Source organism: Burkholderia pulmonis, from assembly GCF_984667975.1.
Genome location: NZ_OZ480186.1, coordinates 3279217 through 3298061 on the forward strand (window position 1 = coordinate 3279217; position 18845 = coordinate 3298061).

An 18845-nucleotide genomic window follows, 5' to 3' on the forward strand; every position below is an offset into this window, starting at 1 on the left:
AAATCCGGGATTCCGGATTTCCGGAAAATATCCGTCCGGCGATCCGGACGGATTTGCACATTCTCCCGATGAATCAATGCTGCACGGCGCGGCTCGCCAGCACGCCCGTCTGCGCGTAGAACTCCTGCTGCTCGAACGCAGCGCGCTCGCGCCGTGCGCGCTCGCCGCGATCCGCGAGCGAGCCGACGACGATCCCGATGAACGCGAGCGGCACCGACACGAGCGCCGGGTTGTCGAGGAACACCGGCGCGTGCGCGTGGTGCAGCACGTCGACCCACACCGACTTCGACAGCACCGTGAGCGCCACCGCCGACACGAGGCCGAGGCCGCCGCCGAGCACCGCGCCGCGCGTCGTCATCCCGCGCCAGAAGATCGACATCGCGAGCACCGGGAAATTCGCGCTCGCGGCCACCGCCGCGACGAGCCCGACCATGAACGCGACGTTCACGTGCTCGAACAGGATCGACAGCGCGATCGCGATGGCCGACAGCACGATCGTCGCCGCGCGCGAGATGCGCATCTCGAGGCGTTCGTCGGGCTTGCCGCGCGCCCACATCTGCGCGTACAGGTCGTGCGAGATCGTCGTCGCGCCGGCGAGCGTCAGGCCCGCGACCACCGCGAGGATCGTCGCGAACGTGACGGCCGCGATGAACCCGTAGAACCAGTTCCCGCCGACCGCCTGCGCGAGCTTCACCGCGACCATGTTCGAGCCGCCGAGCAGGTCGTGCGTCAGGTTGAACGTGCCGTTCGCGCCGAGCCGGAAGAATTCCGGATGCTGCGCGAGGAGCACGATCGCCGAGAAACCGATCACGAAGGTCAGCAGGTAGAAGTAGCCGATGAAGCCGGTCGCGTAGAGCACCGACTTGCGCGCCTCCTTCGCGTTCGGCACGGTGAAGAAGCGCATCAGGATGTGCGGGAAGCCGGCCGTGCCGAACATCAGCGCGATGCCGAGCGACAGCGCGTTGGCCGGATCGCGGATCAGCTTGCCGGGCCCCATGATCGACAGCGCGCCCGGATGCACGGCCACCGCGCGGCGAAACATCTCGTCGACGCTGAAGCCGAATTCCCCGAGCGCGAGCAACGCGAGCACCGTCGCGCCGCACAGCAGCAGCACGGCCTTGATCACCTGCACCCAGGTGGTCGCGGTCATCCCGCCGAAGAACACGTAGACGACCATCAGCACACCGACGATCAGCTCGGCCGTGCCGTACGACAGCCCGAACAGCAGCTGGATCAGCTTGCCCGCACCGACCATCTGCACGACGAGGTACAGCACGACGATCGTCAGCGCGTTCGCGGACGTCAGCAGCCGGATCGGCCGCTGCGCGAAACGGTACGCGACGACGTCGACGAACGTGAACTTGCCGAGGTTGCGCAGCGGCTCGGCGATCAGGAACATCACGAACGGCCAGCCGACCAGGAAGCCGATCGAGTAGATCAGCCCGTCGAAGCCGAACATGAATACCATGCCTGACAGCCCGAGGAACGACGCGGCCGACATGTAGTCGCCGGCGATCGCGAGCCCGTTCTGCAGCCCGGTGATGCCGCCGCCGGCCGTGTAGAAGTCGCGCGTCGAGCGGGTGCGCCGCGCGGCCCAGCGCGTGAGCGCGAGCGTCGCGAACACGAACGCGAAGAACATCCCGATCGCGACCGGGTTCAGTTCGACCTTGTCGGGCATCGGGCCCGCGACCGACGTTGCATGGGCGGCGGAGGAAGCGAGAGCCGCCAGCGCGCCGAGCGCGCGTGAGATGTGTCGCATGCCGGCCTCCGTCACGAACGCTGCAGGATCGCGTCGACGCGGCGGTCGAACGTACGGTTCGCGCGCAGCACGTAGCACGCGGTCAGGCCGATCGCGACCAGGATGATCGCGACGCCCGCGGCGATCCCGACCGTCGTCGTCGCGCCGCGGTACAGCGGCGTCGCGAGCACGTGCGGCGCGAGCGCGACGAGCAGGATGAAGCCGTAGTACGTGGCGATCATCAGTGCCGTGAGCGTGAAGCTGAAGCGGCGCCGTGCGCGCACGAGCTGCTGGTAGTCGCGGCGCGCCGTGACCGATTCGATGACGGAAAGCTCCATGTTGTCTCCTGTCTCCGCTCGTCGTCGCGAGGGAGTGTCTTGTGGATGGTCGGCGCGTCGACTGCCCCGCCCGCGCCGTGGCGGCAAATCGAATTACACGACGCGATCCGCCCGCAGCCGCGCGACCTCGTCGGCCGACATCCCGAGCCAGCCGCCGAGCACCGCCTCCGTATCGGCGCCGAGCACCGGCGGCGCACCGCGCACCGGCAGCCGTGCCCCGTCGAAGCGGTACGGCGGCGCAAGCACGTCGACGCCGCCCGCGACCGGATGCGGCTGCCGCGTGACGAGCCCGGCGCTCGCCGCGCGCTCCGACGACAGCGCCTCGTGCAGCCCGAGCACTTCACCGCACGGAATGCCCGCGTCGGCGAGCGCCGTGAGCAGCGTCGCGCGCGACCGCCGCGCGAGTTCGCGGCGAATCTCGGGCAGCAGGTCTGCACGGTTTTCAGAACGGCCGAGGTTGGTCTTGTAGCGCGCGTCGGCCGCGAGGTCGGGCCGCTCGATCGCGTCGCAGAAGCGCGCGAACTGCGTGTTGTTGCCGACCGTGATCACGAGCGGGCCGTCGGCCGCGTCGAACACGCCGTACGGCACGATCGACGGATGCGCGTTGCCGTAGCGCGGCGGATCCTCGCCCATCAGCAGCGCGTCGAGCCCGTAGTACGCGGTGATCATCAGCCCGCAGTCGAACAGCGCCATCTCGATGCGCCGCCCGCGCCCGGTCGCATGGCGTTCGTACAGCGCGGCGAGGATCGCTTGCGCGGAATACATGCCGGTGAACAGGTCGACCGCCGCGACGCCGAACTTCAGCGGCGGCTGGCCGGCCTCGCCGTTCAGCGCCATCAGCCCGGCCTCGCCCTGCACGACGAGGTCGTAGCCGGGCCGCGCGGCCTCGGCGCCGGAACGGTCGTAGCCGGAGATCGCGCAGTGCACGAGGCGCGGGTTCAGTTCGGCCAGCGCTTCGTAGCCGAGGCCGAGCTTCTCCGCGCCGCCGAACTTGAAGTTGTGGATCACCACGTCGGCCTGCGCGGCCAGCTCGCGTGCGATCCGCTGCCCCGCTTCCGTCTGCAGGTCGACGCAGATCGACCGCTTGCTGCGGTTCACGCTGTTGAAATACGTGGTTTCGGTGTCGCCGATCCGCAGCCCCCAGTCACGCGTATCGTCGCCGCGCGCGGGATGCTCGACCTTGATCACTTCCGCACCGAAATCGGCAAGTACCATCGCGCACCACGGGCCCGCGAGCACGCGCGAGAAATCGAGTACCTTCACGCCGGCCAGCGGCAATGCGCGCGGTTCGTTCGTCATCGTTGTCTCCTCCATTCGCGCTGTGCGCCTTTACTGTTTCGACAGCGCGATGTAACGCGCGAGATGGTGATCCTCGTCGCCGAGCTGGTGATCGATCATCACGAGGCGCTTCGCGTAGTGCGACAGCGGCAGCTCCCACGTCATCCCGATCCCGCCGTGCAGCTGGATGCTCTCCTCGGCGACGAGCGTGCCGATCCGGCCGATGGTGGTCTTCGCCGCGGCCAGCGCGCGTTCGCGCACCACGCGCGGCGCCTCGAGCTGCGCGGCCGCGTTGATCACCGCCGAGCGCGCCTGCTCGACTTCGAGCAGCAGGTCGGCCATCCGGTGCTGCAGCGCCTGGAAGCTGCCGATCGGCAGCCCGAACTGCTTGCGCGTGCGCAGGTACTCGAGCGTGTGCTCCTTCGCGACATCCATCGCGCCGAGCGCTTCCGCCGACAGCGCGAGCAGCCCGTAGCCGAGCACGCGTTCGAGCAGCTCGGCGCCCGCTTCGCCGCCGTGTGCGCCGAGCGCCGCATCGGCCGGCAGCGCGACGCGCTCGAAGCGCACCTCAGCCGCGCGGCCGCCGTCGATCTTCCGGTAGTCGCGCAGCGACACGCCCGGCGCATCGGCCGGCACGACGAACAGGCCGATGCCGGCCGCGTCGTCGTCCTGCCCCGACACGCGCGCGCTGACGACGAAGAACGCCGCCTGCGCGGCCTGGTCGACGACGCCCTTCGCGCCCGTCAGCACCCAGCCGTCGCCCGAGCGTTCGGCGCGCGTGCGCACGGTCGTCAGTTCGTAGTGCGAGCCCGGCTCGTCGTGCGCGAACGCGGCGCTCGCGCTGCCGTCGATCAGCGCGGCGAGCCTGTCGCGATGCGCATCGCCCCCGGCGAGCGCCAGCGCGCGGCCCGCGAGCAATGCCCCGAGGAACGGCTCGACGACGAGCCCGCGCCCGAGGCATTCGAACACCACCGCGATGTCGAAACCCGCGCCGCCGAAGCCGCCATCGGCTTCGGCAAACAGCGCGCCGACCGTGCCGAGCTCGGCAAAGCGCTGCCACATCGCGCGGTCGAAGCCTTCGGCCAACTGCGCGATGCGATCGCGCACCGGGAACGCGTACTGTTCGGCGATGAAGCGGTTCAACGTATCCGCCAGCATCCGGCGGTCTTCTGTGTGCTGGAAATCCATCGTCGCGCTCCTCGTTACAGCCCGAGCATCATCTTCGCGATGATGTTCTTCTGGATCTCGTTCGAGCCGCCGAAGATCGACAGCTTCCGGTTGTTGAAGTACTGCTGCGCGGCGCTCGCGGCTTCGTCGGGGCCGACCGGCTCGCCGGCGTAGTCCGCATCGAGCGCGTTGTCGACGAACGGCTGCGCGTAGGGCCCCATCGCGCGCCGCATCAGCGCGGTGATCTCCTGGCGGATCTGCGTGCCGCGAATCTTCAGCATCGAGCTTTCCGCGCCCGGCGCGCCGCCGCCCGCGACCGCGGCCAGCACGCGCAGGTTGGTCGTGCGCATGTTCTCGAGTTCGATCTCGACGCGCGCGATGCGCGCCGCGAAGAACGGATCGTCCGCGAGCGGCCGGCCGTTCTTCGTGACCTTCGCGGCCACCGCGCGCAGCCGGTCGAGCGCGGCCGTCGAGAAACCGATCCCGGCGATGTTGGTGCGCTCGTAAGTGAGCAGGAATTTCGCGTAGGTCCAGCCGCGGTTCTCTTCGCCGACGAGGTTCTCCACCGGCACGCGCACGTCGGTGAAGAACACCTCGTTCACTTCATGCTCGCCGTCGAGCGTGATGATCGGGCGAACCTCGACGCCCGGCGTGTTCATGTCGATCAGCAGGAAGCTGATGCCTTCCTGCTTGCGCACGTCGGTCGCGGTGCGCACGAGGCAGAAGATCATGTTCGCGTAGTGGCCGAGCGTGGTCCACGTCTTCTGGCCGTTCACGACGTAGTGGTTGCCGTCGCGCACCGCGCTCGTCTTCACCGCCGCGAGATCGGACCCGGCGCCCGGCTCCGAGTAGCCCTGGCACCACCAGTCGGTGCCGTCGAGGATGCGCGGCAGCCAGTGGCGCTTCTGCGCTTCGTTGCCGTACCTGATCAGCACGGGACCGAGCATGTTCACGCCGAACGGCACGATGCGCGGCGCACCGGCGAGCGCACATTCGTTGTCGAACAAGAACTTCTGCGCGACGCTCCAGCCGGGGCCGCCGTACTCGCTCGGCCAGTGGCTCGCGAGCCAGCCGCGCGCGTCGAGGATCGCGTGCCATTCGCGCATGTCGTCGCGCGTGAGATGCAGGCCGCCCTTCACCTTGCGCGCGATGCGTTCGGGCAGTTCGGCCTGCAGGAAGCGCTGCACTTCCGTGCGGAAGGCTTCCTCTTCGGGAGTGAAATTGAGATCCATCTTGTGTCCGTTGCGAATGCGGTTGGCGTTCAGTCGATGCGGTTCAGGCTCGCGAAATCCGCGCCGCGCGAGACGAGATCGACAAGCAGCGGCGACGGCTTCCAGAACAGCGGATCTTCCTTCGCGAACGCGCGGATATCGGCGAGCACGTTCGCGAGGCCGACCGTGTCCGCGTAGTGCATCGGGCCGCCGCGATAGCGCGGAAAGCCGTAGCCGTACAGGAACACCGCGTCGACGTCGAGCGGGCGCAGCGCGATCTTCTCGTGCACGACGTTCGCGCCTTCGTTGATCATCGCGGCGAGGTAGCGGCGCAGGATCTCGTCGTCGGTGAACGTGCGCGGCGTGACGCCCTTCTTTGCACGTTCTTCCGCGACGATCGCTTCGACTTCCGGATCGGGCGCGCCAACGCGTGCGCCGTCCGGGTACAGGTAGTAGCCGCGCGCGGTCTTCTGCCCGAACCAGCCGCGCTCGCACAGCCGGTCGGAAATCTCCACGTAGCGCGCATTCGGATCGCGCGTCGCCGCGCGGCGCTTGCGGGTCGCCCAGCCGATGTCGCCGCCCGCGAGATCGACGACCTGGAACGGGCCCATCGGGAAGCCGAATTCGCGCACCGCGCGATCGATCTGGTACGGCGACGCGCCGTCTTCCATCAGGTAGTCGGCCGCCGTCCGGTAGACGGCGAGGATCCGGTTGCCGATGAAGCCGTCGCATACGCCCGCGCGCACCGGCGTCTTCTTCAGTTGCTTCGCGAGCGCAAAGGCCGTCGCGACGACATCCGCGCTCACGCGCGCCGGCACGACGATCTCGAGCAGCTTCATCACGTTGGCCGGCGAGAAGAAATGCAGGCCGATCACGTCGGCCGGCCGGTCGATGCTCGCGGCCAGCTCGTCGATGTCGAGATACGACGTGTTGGTCGCGAGCACCGCACCCGGCTTGCACGCGCGCGCGAGCTCGGCGAACACGGCCTTCTTCACGGCCATGTCCTCGAACACGGCCTCGATCACGACGTCGGCCTGCGCGAGCGCGTCGTACGACGTGCTGCCCTTGAAGCGCGCGAGCCGCGCCGCATGCGCGGCCGGCGTCATCCGCCCTTTCGCGACGAGGCCGTCGTACACCTTCTCGACGTGCGCACGGCCACGCGCGAGCGATGCGTCGTCGCGCTCGATCATCGTCACCGGCAGCCCGGCGTCGAGCGCCGCGACCGCGATGCCTGCGCCCATCGTGCCGCCGCCGACCACGCCGATCCGCTCGACCGTCCGCGCGCTCGCGCGGCGCGCCTCGGGCGCCTTCGCCGCTTCGCGCTCTGCAAAGAACGCATGGACGAGGCCCGCGCGCTGCGGGCTGTCGATGCACTGCAGGAACAGGCCGCGTTCGAACTTCACGCCCGCGTCGAACGACTGCGTGAGCGCGGCCTCGACCGCGTCGACGATCTTCGCCGGCGAGAACAGCCCGCGCGACTTCTTCGGCAGTTCCGCCCGTGCCGCGTCGATCGCGGCCTGCGCGGCCGCGCGATCGGCGAGCCCCTGCGCGTCGCGCGTGCGGCGCACCGGCGCGCCGAGCGAGATGAGTTCCTGCGCGTACGCAAGCCCTTCGGCGAGCGTGTCGTCGCTGTGCGCGACGCGATCGACGAGGCCGAGCGCGAGCGCTTCTTCGGCGCTCGCATGGCGGCCCGTCAGCATCAGGTCGAGCGCGGCCTTCGCGCCGATCAGTCGCGGCGCGCGCTGCGTGCCGCCCGCGCCGGGCAGCAGGCCGAGCGTGACTTCCGGCAGACCGAGCTTCGCGCCGGGCACCGCGAGCCGGTAATGCGCGGCCAGCGCGACTTCGAGGCCGCCGCCGAGCGTCGCGCCGTGCAGCGCGACCACGACCGGCTTGCCGCCCGACTCGATCCGTTCGCACACGTCGGGCAGCGACGGCGGCACCGGCGGCTTGCCGAATTCGCGGATGTCGGCGCCCGCGATGAAGTTGCGGCCGGCGCCGACGATCAGCACCGCGCGGATCGCGTCGTCGGCCTGCGCGGCGTCGATCGCATCGGCGAGGCCGTGCCGCACGTCGGCGGACAGCGCGTTGACGGGCGGGTGGTCGATCGTGACGACGAGCACCTTGTCGCGCCGCTCGCGCGTGACCGTGCCGGTTTGGGGAATGGCGGGGGAATTCATGGTTTCTCCTGTCGGCCCGAGTTAGCGCTTTAGCGCTTACTCGGGCCCCATGCCGGGGATGGTGGGAGTTGGCGCTTCAGCGCCTACTCCAACCCCTCGGCGGTCGGCCCGAGTTAGCGCTTTAGCGCTTACTCAGGCTCCATGCCGTGGATGGTTGGAGTAGGCGCTTCAGCGCCTACTCCCCCCCTCGGCGGTCGGCCCGACTACGTGCTTTAGCGCTTACTCGAGCCCCATGCCGTGAATGGCCAGAGTCGGCGCTTCAGCGCCTACTCCAACCCCACGGCGATCTGTGCACCAGGCATGACCCGATTCTCGATTGATCCAGATTCATTGACAATTCCCTCCCGCCTTTACAAGCTGTCAAGTGTGATTTGACACTGGATGATTTCCGACCGTTAAACGGGACGGATCAGGAGATACGGCATGGACCTGAACGCGCTGACGCTGCTCGTCGAGATCCTCGACGCAGGCAATCTCAGCAAGGCCGCGCAACGGCTCAAGATGAGCCGCGCGAACGTCAGCTACCGGCTGAACCAGCTCGAGCGCTCGATCGGCCAGCAGCTCGTGCGGCGCACGACGCGGCGCATGGAGCCGACCGAGATCGGGCTGAAGCTGTACGAGCACGGCCGGCGCATCCGCAACGAACTGCTCGCCGCGCAGGAATCGGTGACGACGCTCGGCCAGGACCTGCAGGGCCGCGTGCGGCTGTCGGTACCGAGCGGCTACGGGCAGATGGTGATGTCGGAATGGCTGCTCGCGTTCAAGCGGCTGCACCCGGGCATCGTGCTCGACGTCGTGTTCGAGAACCGCGTGGAAGACCTGATGCGCGACGAAGTCGACATCGCGATCCGCGTGATGTCCGAGCCGCCGCAGAACCTCGTCGCGCGCGACATGGGCGCGGTGCGCTACGTCGCGTGCGCGTCGCCCGCGTTCGCGGCCGCGCACGGGATGCCGTCGAGCCTCGGCGCGCTGGCCGCCGCGCCGGTCGTCACCGCGACCGTGATGGGCCGCCAGTTGCGGATCGCCGCGTATCTCGGCGACGAGCGCCACGAGGTGCTGCTCGAACCCACGCTGATTTCGGAGAACTTCCTGTTCCTGCGCCAGGCGATCCTCGCGGGGATCGGCGTCGGCATCGTGCCCGACTACGTGATGCAGGACGACATGCGGCGCGGCACCGTCGTCACGTCGCTCGACGCGTACCGGCTCAGCATCTTCGGCACGCACATGTACATGCTCTACATGCCGAACCGGCACCACACGCGCGCGACGTCGACATTCATAGAGTTCATCCTCGAACAGGCCGGGAAGACCGGCCGGGGCGGGCCCGACGGGATGCGTCAGGGTTTCCTGTCGGGTGACAACCCGCCGGCCGCGCGGTGACAATAGCGCGCCGGGGCGGGCAGCCGCGCGGCGCCTGCGCCAACGTCGCCTTCTCCTTCGAATTCACTGCTGCCGAGGGTTCAATGTTCGACCGGATTCGTCCGCATTCGCGTCCCTGGACGCTGCTCGCCGCCGTCGCGCTGGTCGCGTTCAACGCCGGCTGCACGTCCCCGTCCGCGCCGTCGGGTGCCGTCGTCCCGGTCGCCGCCGCGTCGGGCGCGGCCGTCCCGCTGCCCGGCGTTCACGCGCCCGAACTGTCGTCCGGCTGGACCGACAAGCCGGGCTGGACCTCGCAGCGCTTCATGATCGCGGCCGCGAACCCGCTCGCGACGCAGGCCGGCTACGAGATGCTGAAAGCCGGCGGCACCGCGATCGACGCGGCCATCGCAACGCAGATGGTGCTCGCGCTGGTCGAGCCGCAATCATCGGGAATCGGCGGCGGCGCGTTCATGCTGTACTTCGACGGCAAAGCGACGCAGGCGTACGACGGCCGCGAAACCGCGCCGGCCGCCGCGACCGACCGGCTGTTCTACGGGCCGACCGGCCAGCCGATGGGTTTCTACGAAGGCGTCGTCGGCGGGCGCTCGGTCGGCACGCCGGGCGTGCTGCGCATGCTCGACGCCGCACACCGCGCGCACGGCAAGCTGCCGTGGCGCCGGCTGTTCCAGCCGGCCATCCGGCTCGCCGAGCACGGCTTCACGATCAGCCCGCGGCTCGCGATGCTGATCGCGAACGACCGGTACCTGCAGAACGACCCGGCCGCGCGCGCGTACTTCTACAACGCCGACGGCACGCCAAAGGCGGCCGGCACGGTGCTGAAGAACCCCGCGCTCGCGACCGTGCTGCGCCAGGTCGCCGACCACGGCGCGAACGCGTTCTACAGCGGCGCGATCGCGCGCGACATCGTCACGAAGGTGCGCAAGCACCCGACCAACCCGGGCCTGCTGTCGCTGCAGGATCTCGCGCGCTACAAGGCGAAGGTGCGCACGCCGCTGTGCACCGACTACCGGCGCTCGGTCGTGTGCGGGATGCCGCCGCCGTCGTCGGGCGGCCTCGCGATCGCGCAGATGCTCGGCATCCTCGAGGCGATGCCCGACTGGCAGCAGATCGGCGCGCAGAAACCAGTGCGCAACGATGTCGGCTACGAGCCGACGCCGTTTGCCGCGCACCTGTTCAGCGAAGCCGGGCGCCTCGCGTATGCGGACCGTGCACGCTACGTCGCCGATCCCGATTTCGTGCCGCTGCCGGGCGGCAGCTGGGCGAGCCTCACCGACAAGACCTATCTTGCGCAGCGCGCGCGGCTGATCGGCGACAACAGCATGGGCGTCGCGCAGGCCGGCACGCCGCAGGGCGCGACGCTCGCGATGGCCGACGACCGCAGCCCGGAACTGCCGTCGACGTCCGACATCGCGATCGTCGACCGCTACGGGCAGGCGCTGTCGATGACGACGAGCATCGAGGATGCGTTCGGCTCGCGGCTGATGGTGCGCGGTTTCATGCTGAACAACCAGCTCACCGATTTCTCGTTCGTGTCGAACGACAACGGCCGGCCGGTCGCGAATCGCGTGCAGCCGGGCAAGCGGCCGCGCTCGGCGATGTCGCCGGAGCTCGTGTTCGACCAGAAGACGAAGCAGGTGACGATGATCGTCGGCTCGGCCGGCGGCCCCGCGATCATCAATCACGTCGCGAAGACGCTGGTCGGCGTGCTCGACTGGGGGATGACGATGCAGCAGGCGATCGCGCTGCCGAACTTCGGGTCGATGAACGGGCCGACGCAACTGGAGCGCGGTCGCGTGTCGGATGCGCTCGTCGACGGGCTGAAGGGCCGCGGGCACGACGTGCAGGTCGTCGAGATGAATTCGGGGCTGCAGGGCATCCAGCGGCTGAACGTGCAGGGTCAGACGGTGTGGTTCGGCGGCGCGGATCCACGCCGGGAAGGCGTCGCGATGGGGGATTGAGTGCGGCCGTCACCGGCGGGCGCGCGTGCAACGCCCGCACCGCCTGCGTGACTCAGCCTCGCCCCTTCCACGGCACGATCCGCCGCTCGACCCACCGCATCGCGAGGTCGAACAGCCACGCGATCGCGCCGATGATCAGGATCCCCATCACGACGATGTCGGTGCGCAGGAAGCTCGACGCGTTGAGCACCATCTGCCCGAGCCCGGCCGTCGCCGCGACCATCTCGGCCGCGACGAGTGTCGTCCAGCCGAAGCCGATCGCGATCCGCAGCCCCGTCAGGATCTCCGGCAGCGCGGCCGGCAGCACCACGTGGCGCACGATCTGCGCGAAGCTGCCGCCGAGCGAATAAGCGGCGTTGATCTGCTCGACCGTCGCCGCACGCACGCCGGCGCGCGCGGCCATCGCGATCGGCGCGAAGCACGCGAGGAAAATCACGACGAGCTTCGCCGTTTCGTCGATGCCGAACCAGATCACGACGAGCGGCAGATACGCGAGCGGCGGCAGCGGCCGGTAGAACTCCAGCAGCGGATCGAGCACGCCGCGTGCGACGCGGCTCACGCCCATCAGGATGCCGGCCGGTACGCCGATCGCGGTCGCCAGCAGGAACGCGCCGAATACGCGCGCCGCACTCCACAGCAGATGTTCGGACAGCGGCAGCCCGCCCTGGATCCGGCCATGCCACGCATCGACGAAGGCCGCCCACACGGCTTCCGGCGAGGGCAGGAACAGCGGCGGCAGCCATTGCCGGTGCGTCGCGACCCACCACAGCGCAGCCAGCACCGCGATCGTCGCGACGCTCAACCCTGCGGTCTTCCCTTCGCCCGGCAGCCGGTAACGACGCGACGAAGGCGCACGACGCGCCTCGGCCCGAGGCCGCGTGCGATCGCCCTGTTCGAAACCTGCGGCCGCTCGGTCTGCCGTCCACGAATCCTGTGTGCTCATGCTGTCCTGCCTGTGCAAAGTACTGTTCCGGCCGCGCCCGACGGCCACGCCGTGCCGCGCGAGTTCACTCATCACGCAGGCTCCGCAACCGCCTCGTCGCGATGCAGGTAGGTGATCAGCCGCTCGCGCCACGCGATGAAGTCCGGTGACGATTTCACCGCACGCGCATCGCGCGATTCGACGTAGCGGCGCGCGAACGGCAGCTCGAAGGTTTCCGCGATGCGGCCGGGGCCCGGCGTCATCACGACGAGACGCGTCGCGAGGAACAGCGCCTCCTCGACGTCGTGCGTGATGAAGAACACCGTCTTGCCGGTGCGTGCCCACACGTCGAGCACGAGCGCCTGCATCGTGCCGCGCGTCATCGCGTCGAGCGCGCCCATCGGCTCGTCCATCAGCAGTACGCGCGGGTCGCTCGCGAGCGCACGCGCGATGCCGACGCGCTGCTGCATCCCGCCCGACAACTCGTACACGCGTGCATGCGCATGGTTGTCGAGCCCGACGAGCGCGAGCATCTGCCGCGCCCGCGCCTCGCGCTCGGCCTTCGACACGCGCGCGAAGCGCAGCCCGAGCGCGACGTTGTCGAGCACGTCGAGCCACGGCAGCAGCGCGTATTTCTGGAACACGACGCCGCGATCGGCGCCGGGGCCCGTGACCGGCACGCCGTCGACGCGCACGTCGCCCGTCGTCGGCGCGACGAAGCCGGCCATGCAGTTCAGGAGCGTCGTCTTCCCGCACCCGGATGCGCCAAGCGCGACGACGAATTCACCGGCATCGATGCGCAGGTCGACGCGCGCGAGCGCCTGCGTCGTCGGCCTGCCGCGCTCGCCCGGATAGGCGACCGATACCTGACGGACTTCCAGCGTGCTCATGCTCAGGACTCCGCGATGATCGCCGCGCTCAGCGCGCGGCCTTCTGCACGAACTGCGGATCGACGCCGGCCGAATAGTCGGACAGCACCGTCTGGATCGTGCCCTGCGATTTGAGGAACGTGGCCGTGGCCGCGAGCGACTTCGCGGCGCCCGATTGCGCGCCGCCGCCGAGCCACGTCGGCGACGCTTGTTCGGCCGCCGTCGGGAATGCGTAGAGCGCGAGGCTGGCCGGCACGTCCTGCGCGTTCGCGCCCGACACCTTCGCCACCGCGGCGACCTGCGGCGAGCCGACCTTCCACGCCGCCGCATGCGCGCGGTAGTCGGCATCGGCGGCCGCGAGCACCTTTACGAAACGCGTGACGAACTCGGGGTTGTCGCGAGCGAACTTGCGGCTCACGACGAAGCCGTCGAAGGTCGCCTTGCCACTTTCTTTCGCAACCTGGCCCGACGTCGTCAGCACGGTGCCCGACTGCTTGACCTTCGCGAGCACCGGATCCCAGATGTAGGTCGCGTCGATGTCGCCGCGCGCCCATGCCGCCGCGACTTCGGGCGGACGCAGGTTCACGATCTTCACGTCGTTCGGATTGACGCCCGCGGCCTGCAGCGCGACGAGCGTATGGAAATGCGACGTCGACACGAACGGCACGCCGATCTTCTTGCCCTTCAGCGCGGCGACGCTCGTCACGCCCGAGCCGTTGCGCGCGACGAGCGCCTCGGCATCGTTGATATTGTCGAGCACCCAGAACAGCGAGATGTCGAGCCCCTGCGACAGGCCGGCCGCGATCGGGCTCGACCCGGCTTCGCCGAGCTGCACGGAGCCCGATGCAAGCGCGCGAATCACGTCGGCGCCGCTGTCGAGCTTGCGGAACGTGACCTTGTAGCCGGTCGCCTTTTCGACTTCACCGCTCGCCTGCGCGTAACGCCACGGCACGACCATGTCCTGGTACGCGATCACGACTTCGCGCGATTCGGCGTGCGCCGCGCCGAGCGCGGCAAAGGCGGTCAGCGCGACGACGGCGCGGCGGATGAAGCTGAAACGGGACATGCGGCTCTCCTTCGGAATGCGGGCATTGCTGCGGGAGAGCCGACTATAGGAGCTTTGCGCACGGCGGGAGCCAACTTATCCTGCGAAGCTATCGATGCCGTTTCAGCTTTGCTTTCCACGTTCGACCGGATTGCGCGTCCGGTCGGGTGGCGATTGTCATGCCGCGGCGCGGATGGCCGACGCACCAACAAAAAAGCCCGCATCGCTGCGGGCTTTTTTCGACTGCATGGGACAGCAGCGGGATCGCGACGCTCAGACCACGCCGGCGCCGTGCGCCTGCAGATCGGCGTGATAGCTCGAACGCACCATCGCGCCGACGGCCGCGTGCGTGAAGCCCATCTTGTACGCTTCTTCCTCGTACATCTTGAACGTATCCGGATGCACGTACGCACGCACCGGCAGGTGGTGCTCGGACGGCTGCAGGTACTGGCCGATCGTCAGCATGTCGACGTCGTGCGCGCGCAGGTCGCGCATCACCTGCAGGATTTCCTCTTCCGTCTCGCCGAGGCCGACCATCAGGCCCGACTTCGTCGCGACGTCCGGGTGCAGCGCCTTGAAGTCCTTCAGCAGCTTCAGCGAGTGCGCGTAGTCCGAACCCGGACGCGCTTCCTTGTACAGGCGCGGCACCGTTTCGAGGTTGTGGTTCATCACGTCGGGCGGCGCGGCGTTCAGGATCGAGATCGCGCGGTCGAGACGGCCGCGGAAGTCCGGCGTCAGGATCTCGATGCGCGTGTCCGGCGACTGCTCGCGCACTTCGCGGATGCACTCAACGAAGTGGGCGGCGCCACCGTCGCGCAGGTCGTCGCGGTCGACGCTCGTGATCACCACGTACTTGAGCTTCAGCGCGGCGATCGTGCGCGCGAGGTTCTTCGGCTCATCGGCGTCGAGCGGATCGGGACGGCCGTGGCCGACGTCGCAGAACGGGCAGCGGCGCGTGCACTTGTCGCCCATGATCATGAACGTCGCGGTGCCCTTGCCGAAGCATTCGCCGATGTTCGGGCAGCTCGCTTCCTCGCACACGGTGTGCAGGTTGTGCTCGCGCAGGATCGTCTTGATCTCGTTGAAGCGCGAGCTGCCGGTGGCCGCCTTCACGCGGATCCACTCGGGCTTCTTCAGCTTCTCGATCGGAATGACCTTGATCGGGATGCGCGCCGTCTTCGCCTGCGCCTTCTGCTTGGCGGTCGGATCGTAGGCAGCGGTCGCGGCCGAATCGGCCGGTGCGGGAGAAGCGGTAACGTCAGTCATTCGATTGTTCCAGTGCCTGCGGCTTGTCGGCGGCCGCGGATGCGCCGTCGAGGTTGGCGATCAGACGGTGCACCAGCGTGTGGGCGACGTCGTTCCAGTCGGCGGCAACCTCGAGGCTCGCCATGTCGACAGTTTCCAGTCCGGCATAGCCGCACGGGTTGATCGCAAGAAACGGGCGCAGATCCATCTTCACGTTCAGGCTCAGCCCGTGATAGCTGCAGCCGTTGCGGATCTTCAGGCCGAGGGCCGCGATTTTCGCGCCCTCGTGCACGCCGGACGCCACGTAGATCCCGGGCGCGCCCGCCTTGCGGACCGAAGCGAGATTATACGCCGCGAGGGTTTCGATCACGGCCTCCTCGATCTTCGTCACGAGCGTGCGCACCATCAGCTTGCGCCGGCGCAGGTCCAGCAGCAGGTAGACGACGATCTGGCCGGGGCCGTGGTAGGTGATCTGTCCGCCGCGATCGACCTTCACGAGCGGCACGCCGCTGTCGGCCACCAGCAGGTGGGCCGGGTCGCCGGCCTGGCCGAGCGTGTAGACGGGCGGATGTTCGACCACCCAGATCTCGTCGCCGGTGTCGGTCGTGCGCGTGTCGGTGAACGCACGCATCGCGTCGAAGCTCGTCTCGTAGGCCTCGAGGCCCCGCCAGCGCACGGTGACCGGCTGGGCCGGCGATTCGGCGGGCGATGCGGGAACGGCGACAGGCGTGGACACGATGGAAACCGGCGAAACGGACATGGGCGGTAGTTTACCGAAAACCCGTGCGTCTCGCCGGCCGTGGAAGGGGACGGATGGTCAGTATCCGTCGGAGGAAATGATGGTCAGACCGTGCGCCAGCCGTCATGAATCAGCGCGGTCACGCGTTCGCGCAGCCGTGCCAGCCCGCCGAGCGCCACTTCCCGGGGCGGCCGCGACACCGAGAATGCGACATGCGCGCCCTCGCGGCCTTCCGCGCTGAGCCACAGCCGCTCGCCGCGACGCAGCTTCAGCGTCTCGCCGTCGGCCAGGAAGTAGTCGTCGACGTCGTTGCTGCGCGTCGCCCAGACCGGCCCACATTGAACGATCAGCCGCGTGCTGCGTTGCACCTTCATCGGCACGGTTTCGCCCGCGGGGATTTCGAAGGTGATGCTTGAGGAAATTTCTTGCATGATCGACTCCGCCAATAAGTGCTTCGATGGCTACAATCGTAGTCATTTCAAGGCGTCCGACAAAACGACCAATTTTCACGTCGATGTGAGGAAAATTAGCAAATGGACCTCCGCCAGCTACCTGCGCTGAACGCGGTTCGCGCGTTCGAAGCCGCTGCCCGTCACGAGAATTTCTCGCGCGCCGCCGACGAGCTGTTCGTCACGCACGGCGCGGTCAGCCACCAGGTTCGCGCGCTCGAGGAAGAGCTCGGCGTGCAGCTGTTCACGCGCAACGGCAAGCGGCTGTGCCTGACCGACGCCGGCATGCGCTACGCGCAGCAGATCCGTACCGCGCTGATGGTGATCGCCGACGCGACACGCGAGGTGCGCTCGAGCGACCGCGACCGGCGGCTCGTGGTGTCGATGCTGTCGTCGTTCGCGGCGCGCTTCATCACGCCGCGCATCGGCACGTTCATCGAGCGGCACCCGGAAATCGACGTCGAGCTGCAGTCGACCAATTCGCTCACCGATTTCGCGCGCGACGACGTCGACCTCGCGATCCGCTTCGGCTCCGGCAGCTATCCGGGGCTGCACGTCGAGCCGCTGTTCGAGGAGGTGTTCTTTCCGGCGTGCGCGCCGACGCTGAACGGCGGCAAGCTGCCGCAGACGCCCGCCGATCTCGTGCACTACAACCTGCTGCGCTCGGACGACGAGCTGTGGCGGCCGTGGTTCGACGCGGCCGGGCTCGATACGCTGACCGAGCCGAAACGGGGGGTGCTGTACCAGGATTCGTCGAACCTGCTGCTGGCCGCGATCGACGGCCAGGGCATCGCGCTGGTGCGCCGCTCGCTCGCGGTGCACGACCTGCTCGACGGGCGCATCGTGCGCCTGTTCGACATCGACGGGCAGAGCCCGTGGCACTATTTTTTCGTGTGTCCGCCACCGCTCCTGGGCACGCCGCGCGTGCAGGCATTCAGGACCTGGCTGTTCGAGCAGGTCGACGAATATCAGCGGCTGTGTGACGAACTGGACGCGCGGCGCGCGGCGGGGAAGACCCCCGCCGAGTGCGCGCTGGAAGGCGGATGGAAGACCGCGCTCAGAGGACGACCTTGACCATCGGATGGCCGGTCAGTGCGCGGTAGATGTTGTCGAGCTGTTCCTGGCTCGTCGCGCGCACGGTGATCGTGAGGCCCGTGTAATTGCCGCCGCTCGACGCGCGCTCCTCGATCTTCTCGACATCGATCTCGTTGTCGTGAACGGCGACGACCTTGAAGATCGTGTCCCTGAACTCGGGGTGCGCCTTGCCCATGATCTTGATCGGGAAATCGCACGGGAACTCCAGCAGCGACTCCTTCCGGGTATCGATCGCGCCGGTGACCTCGATGGTTTTGGTCGGTTCGCTCATCATTTTCTCCGGGTTAGGTCAAACTGTTCAAACTCGCGTGCCTTCGCACGCTGGTACGCGTCATACAACGCCGCGAACACGGGGCCCGGCTTGCCACCCTGCACGGGCAGGTCGTCGAGCGACGTGACAGGCAGAATTTCCTTCGTGGCCGACGTGATCATGATCTCGTCGGCGGCACGCAGCTCCACTTCGCTGATCTCGCGCGCGACGAACGGGATATTGCATTCGTCGGCCAGCTGCTCGACCAGCGCGTAGCGAATCCCCTCGAGGATCTTGTTGCTGCGCGGCGGTGCGATCAGCTCGCCGTTCTTCACGATCCACACGTTCGACGACGAACCTTCGGTGAGGTTGCCGTCGCGCAGCTGCAGCGTCTCGAACGCATCGCGTTCGGCCGCATGCTGGGCCATCAGCACGTTGCCGAGCAGCGAGATCGACTTGATGTCGCAATGCAGCCAGCGACGATCCTCGGCCGTCACGCAGCGCACGCCCTTCGCGCGCTCCTCTTCCGGCGGCAGGCGCAGCGGGCTCGCCATCGCGAACACCGTCGGCACCGCGTTCGCCGGGAACGCGTGGCCGCGCTTCGCGACACCGCGCGTCACCTGCAGGTAGACGAGCGCGTTGCCGTCGCCGAGGCCTTCGGCGTTCGCCGCGACCACGCGCTCGATCAGCGCACGCCAGCCGGCCGCATCGTGCGGGTTGTCGATGCCGATCTTCTTCAGGCTGCGCGCGAGCCGCTCCAGATGCTGTTCGATCCGGAACGGCACGTGCGCGCCGTCGTGCGCATAAACGGGGACGACTTCATACACGCCGTCGCCGAAGATGAACCCGCGGTCGAGCACCGGGACACGGGCTTCGGACAGCGGCACCAGTTCCTCCTGCGACGAGACGCTGAGGTAGACGATCGGTTCGAATTCGGCTTGGCTCATAGCTATGACAGATGGGGATGAAGTCGTGAAAACAAAG

Annotated in this window: 17 protein-coding genes; 3 read left to right on the forward strand and 14 right to left on the reverse strand. The window is 68.4% G+C overall.

Annotation, left to right across the window (positions count from 1 at the left end):
• Positions 1–73: 73 nt before the first annotated feature.
• The 6 genes from AC5LXK_RS15245 to AC5LXK_RS15270 form a co-directional block, all read right to left on the reverse strand.
• On the reverse strand, positions 74–1759 hold the full coding sequence (locus AC5LXK_RS15245) for a cation acetate symporter (RefSeq protein WP_493389548.1): 1686 nt from the start codon (positions 1757–1759) through the stop codon (positions 74–76).
• Between the two features lie 11 nt (positions 1760–1770).
• Positions 1771–2076: a DUF485 domain-containing protein gene (locus AC5LXK_RS15250; protein ID WP_493389549.1), complete on the reverse strand. Its 306-nt coding sequence runs from the start codon at positions 2074–2076 to the stop codon at positions 1771–1773.
• A 93-nt stretch (positions 2077–2169) separates the two neighbouring features.
• A complete protein-coding gene (locus AC5LXK_RS15255) occupies positions 2170–3375 on the reverse strand; it encodes a CaiB/BaiF CoA transferase family protein (RefSeq protein WP_493389550.1) in 1206 nt (401 codons plus the stop codon).
• Between the two features lie 30 nt (positions 3376–3405).
• Positions 3406–4542 (reverse strand): acyl-CoA dehydrogenase family protein, encoded by a 1137-nt coding sequence (locus AC5LXK_RS15260; protein WP_493389551.1) that lies wholly within the window; start codon positions 4540–4542, stop codon positions 3406–3408.
• A 14-nt stretch (positions 4543–4556) separates the two neighbouring features.
• The gene (locus AC5LXK_RS15265) at positions 4557–5753 is read right to left on the reverse strand and encodes an acyl-CoA dehydrogenase family protein (protein ID WP_493389552.1); all 1197 of its coding nucleotides are present in this window, start codon (positions 5751–5753) and stop codon (positions 4557–4559) included.
• 29 nt (positions 5754–5782) lie between these two features.
• The gene (locus AC5LXK_RS15270) at positions 5783–7909 is read right to left on the reverse strand and encodes a 3-hydroxyacyl-CoA dehydrogenase NAD-binding domain-containing protein (RefSeq protein ID WP_493389553.1); all 2127 of its coding nucleotides are present in this window, start codon (positions 7907–7909) and stop codon (positions 5783–5785) included.
• Between the two features lie 423 nt (positions 7910–8332).
• Here AC5LXK_RS15270 and AC5LXK_RS15275 point away from each other — a divergent pair, with 423 nt between their 5' ends.
• Positions 8333–9289, forward strand: coding sequence for a LysR family transcriptional regulator (locus AC5LXK_RS15275; RefSeq protein WP_493389554.1), 957 nt, complete (start codon positions 8333–8335; stop codon positions 9287–9289).
• Between the two features lie 83 nt (positions 9290–9372).
• On the forward strand, positions 9373–11247 hold the full coding sequence (gene ggt / locus AC5LXK_RS15280) for a gamma-glutamyltransferase (protein WP_493389555.1): 1875 nt from the start codon (positions 9373–9375) through the stop codon (positions 11245–11247).
• A gap of 52 nt (positions 11248–11299) precedes the next feature.
• Here the strand turns inward: ggt and AC5LXK_RS15285 are convergent, their stop codons facing one another.
• The 6 genes from AC5LXK_RS15285 to AC5LXK_RS15310 form a co-directional block, all read right to left on the reverse strand.
• Entirely contained in the window at positions 11300–12262 is a 963-nt protein-coding gene (locus AC5LXK_RS15285; protein ID WP_493389556.1) for an ABC transporter permease subunit, read from the reverse strand.
• Complete coding sequence (locus tag AC5LXK_RS15290) at positions 12262–13059, reverse strand: taurine ABC transporter ATP-binding protein (RefSeq protein ID WP_493389557.1); 798 nt, start codon at positions 13057–13059, stop codon at positions 12262–12264. Before AC5LXK_RS15290 ends, AC5LXK_RS15285 begins: the two co-directional genes overlap by 1 nt.
• 28 nt (positions 13060–13087) lie before the next feature.
• Complete coding sequence (gene tauA, locus AC5LXK_RS15295) at positions 13088–14104, reverse strand: taurine ABC transporter substrate-binding protein (protein WP_493389558.1); 1017 nt, start codon at positions 14102–14104, stop codon at positions 13088–13090.
• A gap of 252 nt (positions 14105–14356) precedes the next feature.
• The gene (lipA, locus tag AC5LXK_RS15300) at positions 14357–15349 is read right to left on the reverse strand and encodes a lipoyl synthase (protein WP_107311207.1); all 993 of its coding nucleotides are present in this window, start codon (positions 15347–15349) and stop codon (positions 14357–14359) included.
• Positions 15342–16088: a lipoyl(octanoyl) transferase LipB gene (gene lipB / locus AC5LXK_RS15305; protein ID WP_493389559.1), complete on the reverse strand. Its 747-nt coding sequence runs from the start codon at positions 16086–16088 to the stop codon at positions 15342–15344. The genes lipA and lipB overlap by 8 nt, the downstream gene beginning before the upstream one ends.
• A gap of 83 nt (positions 16089–16171) precedes the next feature.
• A complete protein-coding gene (locus tag AC5LXK_RS15310) occupies positions 16172–16498 on the reverse strand; it encodes a DUF2917 domain-containing protein (protein ID WP_493389560.1) in 327 nt (108 codons plus the stop codon).
• A gap of 102 nt (positions 16499–16600) precedes the next feature.
• Here AC5LXK_RS15310 and AC5LXK_RS15315 point away from each other — a divergent pair, with 102 nt between their 5' ends.
• Positions 16601–17590, forward strand: coding sequence for a transcriptional regulator GcvA (locus tag AC5LXK_RS15315; protein WP_493389561.1), 990 nt, complete (start codon positions 16601–16603; stop codon positions 17588–17590).
• Here the strand turns inward: AC5LXK_RS15315 and AC5LXK_RS15320 are convergent.
• Together AC5LXK_RS15320 and AC5LXK_RS15325 are read right to left on the reverse strand one after the other, a co-directional pair.
• Entirely contained in the window at positions 17574–17882 is a 309-nt protein-coding gene (locus tag AC5LXK_RS15320; protein WP_174953043.1) for an HP0495 family protein, read from the reverse strand. The two genes, AC5LXK_RS15315 and AC5LXK_RS15320, sit on opposite strands and share 17 nt — an antisense overlap.
• Positions 17882–18808, reverse strand: coding sequence for a D-amino acid aminotransferase (locus tag AC5LXK_RS15325; RefSeq protein WP_493389562.1), 927 nt, complete (start codon positions 18806–18808; stop codon positions 17882–17884). Before AC5LXK_RS15325 ends, AC5LXK_RS15320 begins: the two co-directional genes overlap by 1 nt.
• Positions 18809–18845: the final 37 nt, after the last annotated feature.

Coding starts and splice junctions, on each gene's coding strand:
- AC5LXK_RS15325 (WP_493389562.1), bottom strand. CDS start 18,808: ATGAGCCAAGCCGAATTCGAACCGATCGTCTACCTCAGCGTCTCGTCG.
- AC5LXK_RS15245 (WP_493389548.1), bottom strand. CDS start 1,759: ATGCGACACATCTCACGCGCGCTCGGCGCGCTGGCGGCTCTCGCTTCC.
- AC5LXK_RS15270 (WP_493389553.1), bottom strand. CDS start 7,909: ATGAATTCCCCCGCCATTCCCCAAACCGGCACGGTCACGCGCGAGCGG.
- ggt (WP_493389555.1), top strand. CDS start 9,373: ATGTTCGACCGGATTCGTCCGCATTCGCGTCCCTGGACGCTGCTCGCC.
- tauA (WP_493389558.1), bottom strand. CDS start 14,104: ATGTCCCGTTTCAGCTTCATCCGCCGCGCCGTCGTCGCGCTGACCGCC.
- AC5LXK_RS15315 (WP_493389561.1), top strand. CDS start 16,601: ATGGACCTCCGCCAGCTACCTGCGCTGAACGCGGTTCGCGCGTTCGAA.
- AC5LXK_RS15285 (WP_493389556.1), bottom strand. CDS start 12,262: ATGAGTGAACTCGCGCGGCACGGCGTGGCCGTCGGGCGCGGCCGGAAC.
- AC5LXK_RS15275 (WP_493389554.1), top strand. CDS start 8,333: ATGGACCTGAACGCGCTGACGCTGCTCGTCGAGATCCTCGACGCAGGC.
- AC5LXK_RS15320 (WP_174953043.1), bottom strand. CDS start 17,882: ATGAGCGAACCGACCAAAACCATCGAGGTCACCGGCGCGATCGATACC.
- AC5LXK_RS15290 (WP_493389557.1), bottom strand. CDS start 13,059: ATGAGCACGCTGGAAGTCCGTCAGGTATCGGTCGCCTATCCGGGCGAG.
- AC5LXK_RS15250 (WP_493389549.1), bottom strand. CDS start 2,076: ATGGAGCTTTCCGTCATCGAATCGGTCACGGCGCGCCGCGACTACCAG.
- AC5LXK_RS15255 (WP_493389550.1), bottom strand. CDS start 3,375: ATGACGAACGAACCGCGCGCATTGCCGCTGGCCGGCGTGAAGGTACTC.
- AC5LXK_RS15265 (WP_493389552.1), bottom strand. CDS start 5,753: ATGGATCTCAATTTCACTCCCGAAGAGGAAGCCTTCCGCACGGAAGTG.
- AC5LXK_RS15260 (WP_493389551.1), bottom strand. CDS start 4,542: ATGGATTTCCAGCACACAGAAGACCGCCGGATGCTGGCGGATACGTTG.
- AC5LXK_RS15310 (WP_493389560.1), bottom strand. CDS start 16,498: ATGCAAGAAATTTCCTCAAGCATCACCTTCGAAATCCCCGCGGGCGAA.
- lipA (WP_107311207.1), bottom strand. CDS start 15,349: ATGACTGACGTTACCGCTTCTCCCGCACCGGCCGATTCGGCCGCGACC.
- lipB (WP_493389559.1), bottom strand. CDS start 16,088: ATGTCCGTTTCGCCGGTTTCCATCGTGTCCACGCCTGTCGCCGTTCCC.